Source organism: Holophagales bacterium (assembly GCA_016699405.1).
Taxonomy (GTDB): domain Bacteria; phylum Acidobacteriota; class Thermoanaerobaculia; order Multivoradales; family JAGPDF01; genus JAAYLR01.
This window is the reverse complement of record CP064972.1, coordinates 4,285,584-4,298,328: the sequence shown is the minus strand read 5'-3', so window position 1 is coordinate 4,298,328 and position 12,745 is coordinate 4,285,584. Positions and strand designations below refer to the sequence as shown.

The following is a 12,745-nucleotide window of genomic DNA, read 5'->3' as shown; positions in this document are numbered from 1 at the left end:
GGAGCTCGCCCCGTGAGCGCTCCGCCCGACTGGCGCGAGGAGGCGGCCGAGGCGATCGGCGACCGCACGGCCGTCGATTGGGATTCGCTTCCGGCGACGGACGAAGGCGAGGTCGACGGCTTCAAGCGGCTGGCGGAGGTTGCCGCGGTGTTCGCCGAAACGGCGGGGGAGCCCGCCACCGTCGAGCCGACGCTCTTTGCCTGGGGTCCGCTGCAAGTGCGGGCACGGATCGGCGAAGGCAGCTTCGGCGAGGTCTACCGGGCCTGGGACCCGGCGCTGGCGCGCACCGTCGCGCTCAAGCTGCGCCGCCAAGGAGCTGACGGCGAGGCGCCCGGAGCACGCCGCTTTCTCGAGGAGGGCCGGCGGCTGGCACGAGTTCGCCATCCGAACGTCCTCCTGGTGCACGGCGCGGCGGTGCACGCCGGGCGCGTCGGAGTGTGGACCGAGCTGATCGACGGCACGACGCTCGAGGCAAGGCTCGCCGCCGACGGCCCGTCGTCGCCGGGCGAAGCGGTGCAGGTCGCGCTCGACCTCGCCGGGGCGCTCGCGGCACTGCACAGGGCCGGCCTGGTGCACGGCGACGTCAAGACCGCCAACGTGATGCGCGAACGCGGCGGTCGTATCGTTCTCATGGACCTCGGCGCGGCGCGCGAGGTCGACGGTCCGGCCTACGCGGCGCTCGAAGGCACGCCGACGGCGATGGCACCCGAGCTCTTCTCCGGGGCGCCGCCGACGCCGGCGTCGGACCTCTTCGCCCTCGGGGTGCTGCTTTTCCGGCTGCTCTCCGGCCGCAACCCGATCGAGGTCGACTCGCTGGCCGAGCACATTCGCCGCCACGAGCGCGGCGAGATGACCAACCTGCGCGACCTGCGGCCGGACCTCCCGGCGGATCTCGTCGCACTCGTCGAGCGTGCGCTCGCGGCGCGACCCTCCGACCGCTTCGCCTCGGCCGGAGCGATGGCACGCGCGCTCGCGGCTGTGACCTCGCCGGCCGATCGGTCGGCAGCGAGCGAGGCGGCGCGAGCGCCGCGGGGAGCGTGGCGAGCGGCAGGACGAAGTGCCCGTGTCGCGCTCGTTGTCGGGCTCGCGCTGGTGGCAAGCGGCCTGCTGGCCGCCGCCGTCTGGTTCCGCTACCGGCCAGCGGCCCCGCTGGTCGCGGTGCCGGGAATGCGACCTCGCATGGCGGTGCTCGGCCTGCAGTCGCTCCTGTCTCCGCCCGACGGCGAGGCCTGGCTGGCGGTGGCGATGGCCGAGCTCCTGCGCGGCAGCCTCGCGGCCGAGGACGTCGTGCGGGTGGCCTCGGCCGAAGAGGTCGAGCGGATGGCGCGCGACCTGGATCTCGACGGACGGGAGAGCTACGCCGCGGCGACGGCGGCGCGCATCGGCCGCAACCTCGGCGTCGACTGGCTGACGACCGGCAGCCTGGTGGGAGCGCCGGGGGGCGGATCGTTGCGTCTGGTGGTTCGGCTGCAGCGGGCGAGCGACGGAGCGACGGTCGCCACGGTCAGCCGCACCGGGCGGCCGGACGACCTCTTCGCGCTCGCCGATGCCGTCGCCGGCGAGCTGCGCGGAGCGCTGGGGCTGCCGCCGGCGGGCGGCGGGGGGACGGCGCTCGTCAAGAGCCTGCCCGAGGATCTCGCGGCGCGCCGCGCCTATGTCGAAGGGGTGGATCACCTGCGTCGCCTCGAGGCGCAGCAGGCGGTGGTGCGACTCACCGAGGCGACGCGGCGTGCGCCCGACTTCCCCCTCGCCTGGCACGAGCTCTCCCGGGCGCTCGAGCGCGGCGGCCGCGAACGGGAGGCGATCGACGCCGCCCGGGAGGCCTTCTCGCGGGCAGGACTGCTCGACGCCGCGGAGCGACGCCAGGTCGAGGCGAACTTCCTCCGCCTGACCGGCGAAGCGGAGCGGGCCGCGGCGCTGCTCGCCGAGACCGTTCGGGCGCACCCGGATCAGCCCGAGGCGGTGCTCGACTACGTCGGTGCGTCGCTCGCCGCCGGCCGGCCGCGCGATGCCCTCGTCGCCCTGGCGCCGTTCGAGTCCAGGGAAGGGGATCCGGCCCTCGACCTCCGCTTGCTGCTCAGTGCTTCGCGCGCCGCCGAGGTGATGGGCGAGGGCGAGCGTGCCCTGGCGATCGCCGAACGGGCCGAGCGACTGGCCGTCGCCCGCGACGCGGCGACGCTCGTCGCCGAGGCGCTGCTGCGCCAGGCGGCCGCCCTCGCGGAGATGGGAGGCGCCCGCTTCGCCGACCAGCTCGAGCGCCTCGACCGGGGGCTGACCTGGGCACGGCGAGTCGGCGATCCGATCCTCGAGATGCGCCTCCAGTGGACACGTGGCGTCGTCCAGCAGGCCGCCGGCGGGAGCGATCCGCGCCACTGGGACGAGGCGGAGCGTTCGTGGACGGCGGCGCTCGCCACGGCGCGTGCCCGGGGAGCGCGCAGCGCCGAACGCAGTCTGCTGAACAACCTCGGGCAGATCGCCTTCCGCCGCGGGGAGGTCGCCGCGATGGTGCGCAGCTTCGACGAGTGCCTGGCACTCTGCGCCGAGCTCCGCTCGGCGAGCTGTCGCGCCTCGGTCGCGATCACCGCCTCCCAGGCTTACGAGCTCGCCGGCGATCTCGAGCGAGCGCGCCAGATGGCCGAGGAGGGTCGGGCGGCAGCCATCGGGCAGAGCGAGGCGGACGAGGCCCAGAGTCTGGCGAGCGTCGCCGGCTTCTCGCTGCGCGCGGGCGATCCGCGGCAGGCCGAGCGGCAGTTCGGCGAGGCACTCGCCCTCTGGCGCCGCCTCGGACAACACCGCAGCGCCCTCTGGGCCGAAGCCGATCTCGCCCTGCCGCTGTTGGCGACGGGGCGCGGTGAGGAGATCGCCGCCCGCCTCGTGGCGATCGCGCGCGACCCGCAGACCGCGTCGGATCGCTTCCTCGAAGCGTACGCCCGCACCTTCCTCGCCCGGATCGACCTGTCACGCGGCGATCTCGAGGGGGCCGAGCGGGAGAGTGCCCGCGCCGTGGCGCTCGCGCCCATGCCGCTCTGGCCGACCGTCTCCTATCCCGCGGCCTTCGCCCGGGCAGCGACGCTGGCGGCGCGCGGCGAGAAGGCGGAGGCACGGCGCCTGCTCGTCGCAGGCCGCGATCTCGCGGTCGCCAAGGGGGCGCGCTTCGCCGAGATCGAGGCGTCGATCGACCTGGCGGAGCTCGACGGCGGCACGGCGGCGACCGTGCTGCTCGAGCGCCTGGCGAGTGAGGCGCGCCGCCTCGGCGATGTCGCCCTCGCCGCGCGGGCCGAGGCCGTGCGCCGCCGTCTGGCGAGCCGCTGATTCGGCAGGCAACCGCTCGCCGGCTTCCCCTTCCCCCGCCGCATTGCACCACCCGGAGAGACTGGGGGTGCGTCGGAGGTGACGACGGGAGTACGATGAACCCTTGAAGGCTGCCGTTGCTCGCAGCCGGACCGTTGCCAACCCTCGGCAGAGCCCACGGAGCGTCGGGGATGGAAGGTCGCGAGAAGCTCCCTTGACGACGGCGCCGACTCCTCCCGTGGGCGCGCTTCCGCGCGCCGAGGCGCTTCTCGAGCGGCTCGTCGAGAGCGCGCACGACGCCATCGTCGTGCTCGACCAGGAGGTTCGCGTCACTCGCTGGAACGCCGCGGCCGAGCGGATCTTCGGCCGGACGCGCGACGAGATGATCGGGGCGGACCTTTTCGACGTCCTCGCCCCGGTCCCGGCGCTGGGCGAGGCCCGCGCCAGGTTCGCCCGGTTCCTGCGAGCCGAGGGCGACACGGCGGGAGGTCGGACGCTCGAGGTGACCGCTCGGCGCGCCGACGGCAGCGAGATCCCGGTCGAGATGTCGATCTCCGCGGTCCGCCTCGACGGCGCGTGGCACGTCCTCGGCATTGTCCGCGACCTCAGCGAGCGCAAGCGCGCCCAGGAGGCGCTCGAGCGGAGCGACCAACTGCGCAAGCTCGCGCTCAAGATCGGTCAGGTCGGCGCCTTCGATGCCGATCTGGAGACCGGGAAGGCGAGTTGGACGGCGGAGATCGACCGCATCTGGGGCCTCCCGCCGGGGTTCGACGGCGACCTCCCGGCCTTCTGCTGGACGCTCGTCCACCCCGACGATCTGGCGCGCACTCGCGACGGCTACCGCGAAGCGGTGAAGAGCGGCGCGATGCGGATGAGCGAGTTCCGCATCGTCCGTCCGGATGGCGAGGTGCGCTGCATTCGCTGGCTCGGCCAGGTGATCGCCGACGAGAGGACGGGGGCGCGCCGGTTCGTCGGCGTCAACCTCGACGTCACCGAGGCGAAGCGGGCCGAGGTGGAGCGAGCCGGACTCCTCCGCTTCTTCGAGGGGATGGACCGGGTCAGTCGGGCGCTCCAGGCGACCAACAACATCGAAGAGGCGGCAAGGTGTGCCCTGGATGTCGTGCTGTCGATTCTCGACTGCGACCGGGCAAGCCTCATCTACCCCTGCGATCCCGAGGCCGAGACCTGGACGGTGCCGATCGAGCGGACGCGACCGGAGTATCCGGGGGTGCTCGCTCTCGGTCTCGACTTGCCGATCGAGAGCGAAACGAAGGGCGTCTTTCGAGCGCTGCTGGAGTCGCGCGGCCCGGTGAGCTTCGGCCAGGATCCCGCGATGCCGCTGCCGGGCGCGGTGGCGGCCGAGTTCGGCATCCAGTCACAGCTCGCCATGGCGATCTTCCCGAAGGGGCGGCGACCGTGGATGTTCGTCGTGCACCAGTGTTCGCACCCGCGGGTCTGGTCGCCGGAGGATGTGCGTCTCTTCGAGGCGATCGGCCATCGACTGGGCGACAGCCTGACCAACCTGCTGGCCTTTCGCGAGCTGCGCGAGAGCGAGCTGCGCCTGCGCACCCTCGTCGAGACCATCCCGGATCTCGTCTGGCTGAAAGACCCGCAAGGGGTCTACCTCAGTTGCAACCCGCAGTTCGAGCGGCTCTACGGGGCGAGCGAGGCCGAGATCGTCGGCAAGACCGACGACGCCTTCGTCAGCCGGGAAATGGCCGACTTCTTTCGCCGTCACGATCGCCGGGCAATGGCGGTCGGCGGCCCGATCCGCAACGAGGAGTGGCTGACTTTCGCCGACGGCGGGTACCGCGGCCTCTTCGAGACGGTCAAGACGCCGATGGTCGACGCCGGCGGCAGCCTCGTCGGCGTGCTGGGCGTGGCACGCGACATCAGCGAGCGCAAGGCGGCCGAGGACGAGCTGCGCGCGACGCGCGACGAGATCCACCGGCTGAACGCGGAGCTCGAGGCGCGGGTCCGCGAGCGGACGCAGCAGCTCGAGGCCGCCAGCCTCGACCTGGAGAGCTTCAGCTACTCGGTCTCGCACGACCTGCGGACGCCGCTGCGGGCGATCGACGGCTACGCGGCGCTCCTCGCCGAAGAGTACGAGCCCCACTTCGATGCCGAAGCGCTGCGTCTCTTCGCCCGGATCCGCGAGAACGCCCAGCGGATGGGGCGGCTGATCGACGGCATCCTCGACTTCTCCCGTGCCGGCCGCGTCAGCCTGGCGCTCGCCGATCTCGAGATGGCGTCGCTCGCTCGCGAGGCCTGGCAGGGGTTGGAGCCGCGCTGGCAGGGGAGGGCCGTCGAGCTCCGGATCCACGAGTTGCCCCAGGCCGCCGGCGACGCGGTGGCGGTGCGGCAGATTTTCGAGAATCTGCTCGGCAACGCCCTGAAATTCACGCGGAGTCGCGAGCTGGCGGTGATCGAAGTGGGCGGTGAGCGGAGCGGCGAAGAGGTGACCTTCTACGTCCGCGACAACGGCGAGGGCTACGATCCCGCCTTCGCGACGAACCTCTTCGGCCTCTTCCATCGCCTCCATCGTCCCGAGGAGGTCGAGGGCACGGGGGTGGGCTTGGCGATCGTCAAGCGCTTCGTCGAGAAGCTCGGCGGTCGCGTCTGGACGGAGGGCCGACCCGGCGAGGGAGCGACCTTCTGGTTCACCCTCCAGCCGCCGAACGGGAGAGGCCGCTCGATCGATCCGAGCTGAGGTTCGGCCGATCGGTGCCTGTCCCCCGCGGGCTCCTTCTGTCGAGGGTTCGAGTGGACCCCTCGGAAAGGAGACCGTGATGTCCCTTCGCCTGACCTCGCCGCTCGGCCGTGTCGCCCGCGGACTGTCGCCGCTCGTCGCTCTCTACGTCGTCCTCGTGACCGGACCGCTCGCGGCGGCCCCGCCGCCGGCAGAGGTCGGGATGCTGCGCGTCGACGGCCGGACGCTCACGCTCACCCAGGCCTATCTCTTCCGTGTCCCCGACGCGTTCGAGGCGACCCAGAAGAACGCCTTCGTCCTGCTCACGCCGCAACCGCTCGACGCGAAGGCCTTGGCTGCGGCGACCTCGCTGGCCGCGGTGCGTGCGCTCTTCTCCGAGGGCGTGCAGATCGAGATCGGCGCCGACGGCCACGGCAAGATCTGGCTCTGCCACGATGCCCTCGGCAAGGGGAACTGCTATCAGACGGCGTTCTCCGCTTTCGACGCCAAGATCGAGAGCAACACGGCGGCGCGCGTCGCCGGGAGCATCCGCAGCTTCGGGGGGGCGGAGGAGACCGTTCTCGAGACGCACAAGCTCCTCTTCGAATTGAAGTTCGACCTTGCTGCCGGGCGCGATCTCGCCGCGCGTCGCTGAGCGCGCTCCCGAGGATCGGGGACAGGCACGGAGCTCGACCCGTGCGGACGCCGGCGGAGTCCGGTGCCTGTCCCCGTGGCCCCCTCTTTTCGGGGCGGTCCCGGGAGGGCGGTCCGGTGAGATCATGGAACCGGACTGAAGGTCGACGCGGACCGGCGCCGGAGTCGGCCCACGAGGAGGGCTCATGGCCACCGATGCCTCGTTCATGGAATACGTCAGCGAGCAGGCCGGGCTCGGCGGCCGGCTGACCTACCGCAAGATGTTCGGCGAGTACGCGCTCTACCTCGACGGCGTCGTCGTCGCCTTCGCTTGCGACAACCAGGTCTTCCTCAAGCCGACGCCGGCCGGGGAGGCGCTCGCACCGTCTGCCGCGATGCTGCCGGCCTATCCCGGTTCGAAGCTCTACCTGCGACTCGCCGACGAGCTCGACGACAGCGAGCTCTTCGCGCGTCTGCTGATCGCCACCGCGGCAGCGCTTCCTCCGCCGAAGCCGAAGGGGAAGGCGAAGTCGAGCGCCAAGGCGAAGGGCACAACCGAGACGAAGGCCAAGGCCAAGCCGAAGGCCAGGACGAAGACGACGGCGGCACGGACTCGGAAGTCGCCAGGGTGACGAGCGAGGGGGCCCCGCCGTGGCGAGGGGGGTTGTTCCTCCGCGCCGTCGTCGCCTTTCTGGCCTTGCCCGGTGTCGTGGCGTTCGCGGTGCCCTTCCTTCTCGCCGAGCGGGAGGGGCACGAGCCGGTGCCGCTGCCGCTCGGCGGTGCGCTCTTCGTGCTCGGCACGATCGCCCTGCTCGGCTGCGTCCGCGACTTCTACGTCGCCGGCCGCGGAACGCTCGCGCCCTGGGCTCCGCCGACGCGCCTCGTCCGCGTCGGCCTCTATCGCTTCTCGCGCAACCCGATGTACCTCTCGGTCCTCCTCGTCCTCGTCGCCTGGGCGGTCACCTTCCGCTCGCCAGCTCTCGCCCTCTACGCCGTCGCGGTCGCGCTCGCCTTCCACCTCCGCGTCGTCTACGGCGAGGAGCCGTGGCTGGCAAAGCGTCACGGCAACGCGTGGCACGCCTACACCGCCGTCGTTCCGCGCTGGCTGCTCCGCCTGCCGACCTTCGGCAACCGAGGCCGCCGCCGCGGCGTATCCTTCGGAGAGGAGGAGAAGGGCATGGAGATGACCGGGATCCCCTTCGAGGTTACGGAGTGGTCGCTCGTCGCACCGACGATGCATCCGGGCGAGCGGGGCGTCGCCACCTGGCGGACGCGACAGTGTGGGGCGATCCGTGTTCGCATGGTCGAGTACTCGCCGGGCTACCTTGCCGACCACTGGTGCAGCAAGGGCCACGTGCTGCTCTGCGTCGAAGGTGAGCTGCATACGGAGCTGCGCGACGGACGGACCTTCACGCTGCGCCCCGGCACGAGCTACCAGGTCGCCGACGGTGCCGAGCCCCATCGCTCCTCGACGGCAGTCGGCGCGCGGCTGTTCATCGTCGATTGAGGCCATGGCCCGACGCGGAGCAGGTCGATGAGTCGCGCCGTTGCTGCGCCGGCGGCATCTCACGCGCGCGGTGCGCTCCTCGGCGTGTCGACCTGACCGATCGGCCCCGGCCTGGAGCTCCATCTCGGCATGGGAAGCGTTCTTCCACCTCCAGGATGCCTTCGTGCCTTCCGGGTTTCGCCGGCCGAGGCGCCGGAGTTGCTGCTCGACACCCACACCGAGTGGCCGAACCGCTTCTTCTCCGTCGGCTGTCGTTGCGGCAGGGCGGGCTTCTCGCTCTCGGGGCGGATCGTGCACCACGCGCTCCTCGGCCAGAAGGTCGTGAGCGGCCCGGTCACGGCGACGTGCGGTTCCTGCCGTCGCGCGGTCCTGCTGTTCGACCCGTCACGGCACGGCTACGACGTCGAGATGCAGCACTTTCCACCGGTGGCAGCACCGCCGGGCGAGCCGGTCGGACGCTTCACCTGTCCTGGCTGCGGAGGTCCGACCTTCTCCCTCGTCGCGCGGTTCGAGTACCCGGCCGCTCTCGTCGAGGCGTTCGAGAGCGGCCGGGCCGCTGGCTATCCGAGCCACGTGGGGCGAGAGCAGGAGCTCTTCACCTGGTTCACGCTCGCCGGCCGGTGCACCAGTTGTCGCCTCGTGACGACGGTGGCGAGCTGCGAGTGCGCCTGAGGCCGCGCACGACGTTCACGGACAGCTCGCGAAGGCGCTGGTGTCCTGGATCGGCTGGAACTGGACACCCGGCGGGTTGGTGTAGGTCTGCACCGCGCCGGTCGTCGTGTCGGTGACCTTGACCACCGTCGCGACGTCGGTCAGGCCGCCGGCGAAGACCCAGTAGTGGCCGCCGACGCCGCAGCCGTTCAAGACCTTGACGACCAGCTCGACGTTGCTCGCCGAAAAGAACCAGAAGGTGCCGGTGTCGGCGGTGAGCTTCAGCGGATGGGCCGCTCCCGCGGCGCCGCTCGGCAGCCTCCAGGTCGTCTCGACCTTGAAGCGGCCGTTGTTGAGGCAGAGCACCGTCGAGGAGGGCACACAGCTTCCGCTCGAGGCCGAAAGCTCTTCGAGCGCCGTCTCCGCCGGTTCGTCGGCTCCGAGCACGCCACTCAGCTCGTCGAGTGGGGGAGGCGAGGTCAGTGCGCTGCAGGTGGAGAACGCCGACGTGTCCTGAATCGGCCGGAAGGGCGTGTTCGCCGGGTTGTCGTAGGCCTTCACCAGGCCCGTCGCCGTGTCGGTCACCGAGAGGGCGACGTGGACGTTGGTCAAGCCGCCGGCGAAGACCCAGTAGGCGCTGTTGACGCCGCAGCCGTCGAGTGTCTTGAGGATCAGCTCGACGTTGGCCGGGTCGAAGAACCAGAAGTAGCCCGTGTCGCGGGTCAGCGTCACCGCCTGCGCGGCACCACGCAGCCCTGCCGGGGTGTCCCAGCTCGCGCTCACGCGGAAGCGGTGGTCTCCCAGGCAGAGCGACGTCGCGTCGGCGGTGCAGGCCGCTGCCGGTGTCGCGGCGGTGCAGGTCGTCGACAAGGTCCAGGTCGTCGGCGTCGCCGTGGCACTGGTCGAGACCGCCGTGGCTGCCAGGCTGGCGGCCGCGAGCGACGGCGTGCCGACGGCGAGCGTGAGCGGCGAGTCCTGGATGGTGACCGGGCGCAGCGCCGGAGCGCAGCCGCTGCCGATCTCGCCGGTGCCGGAGAGTCGCGAAACGCTCCAATGCCAGCCGCCCGGATGGGGCGAACCGTGGCCGGCGGCGTAGATGGCGCCGTCGCTGCCGCGTGCGAGGCTGCGGAAGGAGGTCCGGTCGCCGGAGCTCAGGGCCTCCTGCAGGAGCAGCTCGCCGGAGGCGGAGAGACGGAGCAGCAGGCCACGCTGATACTCGTTGGGGCCGATCTGCGCCTCCGTCGTGCCCGGCACCAGGAAGCTGCCATCGGGAAGGACCATCAGGTCGCGGCCGGCGAACTCCAGGTTCGAGCTGCCGTAGCTGCGGGACCACAGCGGGGCGCCCGCGGCGTCGAGACGCGCGACCACGAGGTTGCGATCGAAGCCGCTGGTGGCGTACTGCTCCCCGCCGAGCACGAGACCGCCGTCCGCTGTTTCGGCGACAGACAGCTCGCCGACCGTGAACTGATCGAGGCTCTTCTGCCAGAGGAGATTGCCGCTGGGGTCGAGGTCGAGAAGCAGCGCGTGGCCGTCGAGGTCGCTACCGACCACCAGGAGCTCGCCGTTGCGGCGCTCGAGGGCCTGCATCCCCTCGTAGACCGGATCGCCGCCGAAGCGGCGACTCCACACGACACCCCCCGAGTCGTCGATGCGCTGGACCCAGATCTCGCCGCCTTCCTCGGTCTCGACGAAGGCGATCGTTCCCACGAGCAGATAGCCGCCGCCGCGCAGCCGCCAGATGTCGTCGAACCTGCTGCCGACGGCGCCCGCGACGGTGTAGGCCTTCTGCCAGAGAAGCGCTCCCGCCGCGTCGGTGGCGAAGACCCACCCGGACGGCTGGCCGAGGCCGAACGAGGAGGTGGAACCTGCGACGACGAAACCGCCGCCGGGCGTCGCCACGATCGACTCCGGCCAGTCGGTTCCGCTGCCGCCGTAGCTCTTCGCCCACAGGAGCTGCCCGAACGGGTCGATCCGCGTCAGCGTCGCGTGATAGAGACCCTGGGGGGCGGCCTGGGAGATGGCGGCAAAGGCCAGGTTCCCGTCGGCGCCGACGGCGAGGCCCGTCGGGAACTCCTCGACGGGCCCTGCTCCGGCGAGCGACCAGAGGCCCGGGTCGGTCGCGGCCAGCCGCGAGGCGGAAAGCGACGTCGTGACGAGAGCAACCGCGAAAGTGCAACGAAGAGCGGGCAGCTTCCTCCGAGTCAACATCTCTTCCTTCCTCCCCGGTGAGACCCGATCGTCTCCCTCGATTCCAATCCGAGGTGCGCGGACGCGTCGGAAGAGGGGACAGTCGTCCCCCGGCCCAGGGGCTCGTCGGCAAGGTCGTCGCCGAATCCGGCGCGGGAATCCAGACACCGCCCACGGCCAGGCGAAGCGGAGAGCCGCCGGCGTCGCCAGCGGGGCATCGCGGTGCAGGCTACTGACGAGCGGCGATAGGATCGCGGCGAACGCCTCGTCCCGGAAGGAGCGATCGCATGCGTCTGCTGTCTCGAATCGCCGGACTCGCCTTGATCGCCAGCGGAACAGCACTCTTCTCCTGGTTGCTCTGGGACGCGACGGACCTTCTGCGGGCGCTCGAGCTCGACGGGGTGGTGAGCGAAGCCGCGGTGGCGCTCCTCGGCCTGTTCGTCGCCGCGCTCGCGATGGGCACCGGGGCCGCGTTCCTCGGTGCTCGACGGGCCGTCGATCCCGAGCTCGGCTGACCGGCCGCACGGGCTCGCCGCGCGGCGCCGGCCGAACGTCCTGGTGATGCGCCGGAGCGTCGACCCGTCGCGCCGTCGCTGGAGCGGGCCGTTGACCGGTGCTTTCGTCGAGGCGAGACTCGCGAGGCCGCGATCGACGTTCGAGGAATCGTCGCGGCAGGATGTCCTCGTCTCCACGCGGAGCCGCGCCGAGCGGGAGCATCCCGTCGGGCCACTCGCGCTCCCGGGGGGGCGGGGTGGAGCAACAGCGACCGCTCCGCGAAGGGAGACGAAGGCGCCTACGTCGGTGTCGATCCGAGGCGGTGAACGAGATTCGGAGCGAGATCCATGAACGGAATTCGTGCTGTCGCCATCCTGCGAGCGGCTCTGCGCTCGATGGCCCTGTTTCTGGCCTTCACCCTGGCGCCGATCGGCGGATTCGCCCCCTCGCGGGACGACTCGGGCTGGTTGCCGGTGCCGGTCGGCGCGGCGTTCGGCATTCGCGCCGCCGCCTTCGGCATCGCCCTCCTGGTGCTCCTCGGACCGGTTCTCGAGCTTGCCGCGGTCAAACGACGCGTCCTGGCGTTTCGGCTGGCGCTCGCCGTCGCGCTGTCGCTCGCGCCGATGCTCGCCGGAGCCCTTCTCGCCGACGGCGCTCGTCCGCCGGCGATCGGCGAGCTGCTCGGCGGGTGGCTGCACCATCCGTGGACCTTCGGCGCGACGTTCGCCCCCCATGCACTGGGCGCGATGCTCTTTGCCGGGCTCCTCGGACGGCGAACCGGTCTCCCGGCCGAGCCGCGTCGTCCCGCCATCGCGCCGGCACGCTCCGGAGACGCACGATGAGCTCTTGCGAGGAGAACAAGCGGGTGGTGAGGCGCTTCGTCGAGGAGATGGTCAACACCGGCGACGTCACCCGGATGGCTGACGTCGTCTCGCCCGACTGCGTCGAGACCGACGGCCTCGTGCGCGTGGCAAGCGGCGTCGCCGGAATGGCCGAGCACGTGCGGGCCGTGCGCGCGATCTACGCCGATCTGCACCTGACCATCGAGCGACAGATCGCCGAGGGCGAGTGGGTCGCCACGAGCGTCACCGCGCGCGGCACGCACGCGCGCGAGTGGCTCGGCATGGCGCCGACCGGTCGCTCGATGGTCTTCACCGGCGTCAACGTCGACCGGGTCGTCGACGGCCGCATCGTCGAGCATGGCGGCGCCGCCAACATGCTCCTGCCCTTCCTCGCAGCCGGCGCCCTCGAGCCGGTCGGCTGACGAACCCGGCGCCGGCGCGGCGGCTGGC

At 71.8% G+C, this 12,745-nt stretch carries 10 protein-coding genes; 9 read left to right on the top strand and 1 reads right to left on the bottom strand.

Annotation, left to right across the window (positions count from 1 at the left end; all coding sequences use genetic code 11):
- Positions 1–12 precede the first annotated feature (12 nt).
- The 6 genes from IPJ17_17820 (at position 13) to IPJ17_17795 (ending at position 8,792) form a co-directional block, all read left to right on the top strand.
- Positions 13–3,312, top strand: a complete 3,300-nt coding sequence (locus IPJ17_17820; protein ID QQR73321.1) for a protein kinase — start codon at positions 13–15, stop codon at positions 3,310–3,312.
- 193 nt (positions 3,313–3,505) lie between these two features.
- On the top strand, positions 3,506–6,001 hold the full coding sequence (locus tag IPJ17_17815) for a PAS domain S-box protein (protein QQR73320.1): 2,496 nt from the start codon (positions 3,506–3,508) through the stop codon (positions 5,999–6,001).
- 79 nt (positions 6,002–6,080) lie between these two features.
- A complete protein-coding gene (locus IPJ17_17810) occupies positions 6,081–6,635 on the top strand; it encodes a hypothetical protein (GenBank protein ID QQR73319.1) in 555 nt (184 codons plus the stop codon).
- A gap of 184 nt (positions 6,636–6,819) precedes the next feature.
- Positions 6,820–7,245, top strand: coding sequence for a TfoX/Sxy family protein (locus IPJ17_17805; GenBank protein ID QQR73318.1), 426 nt, complete (start codon positions 6,820–6,822; stop codon positions 7,243–7,245).
- Between the two features lie 32 nt (positions 7,246–7,277).
- Entirely contained in the window at positions 7,278–8,120 is an 843-nt protein-coding gene (locus IPJ17_17800; GenBank protein QQR73317.1) for a DHCW motif cupin fold protein, read from the top strand.
- A gap of 129 nt (positions 8,121–8,249) precedes the next feature.
- The gene (locus IPJ17_17795) at positions 8,250–8,792 is read left to right on the top strand and encodes a hypothetical protein (protein ID QQR73316.1); all 543 of its coding nucleotides are present in this window, start codon (positions 8,250–8,252) and stop codon (positions 8,790–8,792) included.
- Positions 8,793–8,807: 15 nt separating this feature from the next.
- Here the strand turns inward: IPJ17_17795 and IPJ17_17790 are convergent, their stop codons facing one another.
- Positions 8,808–10,979: a hypothetical protein gene (locus IPJ17_17790; GenBank protein QQR73315.1), complete on the bottom strand. Its 2,172-nt coding sequence runs from the start codon at positions 10,977–10,979 to the stop codon at positions 8,808–8,810.
- 266 nt (positions 10,980–11,245) lie between these two features.
- On the opposite strand from IPJ17_17790, the gene IPJ17_17785 reads away from it, so the two are divergent.
- The 3 genes from IPJ17_17785 to IPJ17_17775 all read left to right on the top strand — a co-directional run bounded on the left by IPJ17_17785 (position 11,246) and on the right by IPJ17_17775 (position 12,717).
- Positions 11,246–11,473: a hypothetical protein gene (locus tag IPJ17_17785; GenBank protein QQR73314.1), complete on the top strand. Its 228-nt coding sequence runs from the start codon at positions 11,246–11,248 to the stop codon at positions 11,471–11,473.
- A 327-nt stretch (positions 11,474–11,800) separates the two neighbouring features.
- Positions 11,801–12,295 (top strand): hypothetical protein, encoded by a 495-nt coding sequence (locus IPJ17_17780; GenBank protein QQR73313.1) that lies wholly within the window; start codon positions 11,801–11,803, stop codon positions 12,293–12,295.
- The gene (locus tag IPJ17_17775) at positions 12,292–12,717 is read left to right on the top strand and encodes an ester cyclase (protein ID QQR73312.1); all 426 of its coding nucleotides are present in this window, start codon (positions 12,292–12,294) and stop codon (positions 12,715–12,717) included. The genes IPJ17_17780 and IPJ17_17775 overlap by 4 nt, the downstream gene beginning before the upstream one ends.
- Positions 12,718–12,745: the final 28 nt, after the last annotated feature.

What these genes read in the sequence shown, in the direction of transcription:
- IPJ17_17810 (QQR73319.1), top strand. Translation starts at nt 6,081, where the DNA reads ATGTCCCTTCGCCTGACCTCGCCGCTCGGCCGTGTCGCCCGCGGACTG.
- IPJ17_17775 (QQR73312.1), top strand. Translation starts at nt 12,292, where the DNA reads ATGAGCTCTTGCGAGGAGAACAAGCGGGTGGTGAGGCGCTTCGTCGAG.
- IPJ17_17790 (QQR73315.1), bottom strand. Translation starts at nt 10,979, where the DNA reads ATGTTGACTCGGAGGAAGCTGCCCGCTCTTCGTTGCACTTTCGCGGTT.
- IPJ17_17785 (QQR73314.1), top strand. Translation starts at nt 11,246, where the DNA reads ATGCGTCTGCTGTCTCGAATCGCCGGACTCGCCTTGATCGCCAGCGGA.
- IPJ17_17795 (QQR73316.1), top strand. Translation starts at nt 8,250, where the DNA reads ATGGGAAGCGTTCTTCCACCTCCAGGATGCCTTCGTGCCTTCCGGGTT.
- IPJ17_17780 (QQR73313.1), top strand. Translation starts at nt 11,801, where the DNA reads ATGAACGGAATTCGTGCTGTCGCCATCCTGCGAGCGGCTCTGCGCTCG.
- IPJ17_17805 (QQR73318.1), top strand. Translation starts at nt 6,820, where the DNA reads ATGGCCACCGATGCCTCGTTCATGGAATACGTCAGCGAGCAGGCCGGG.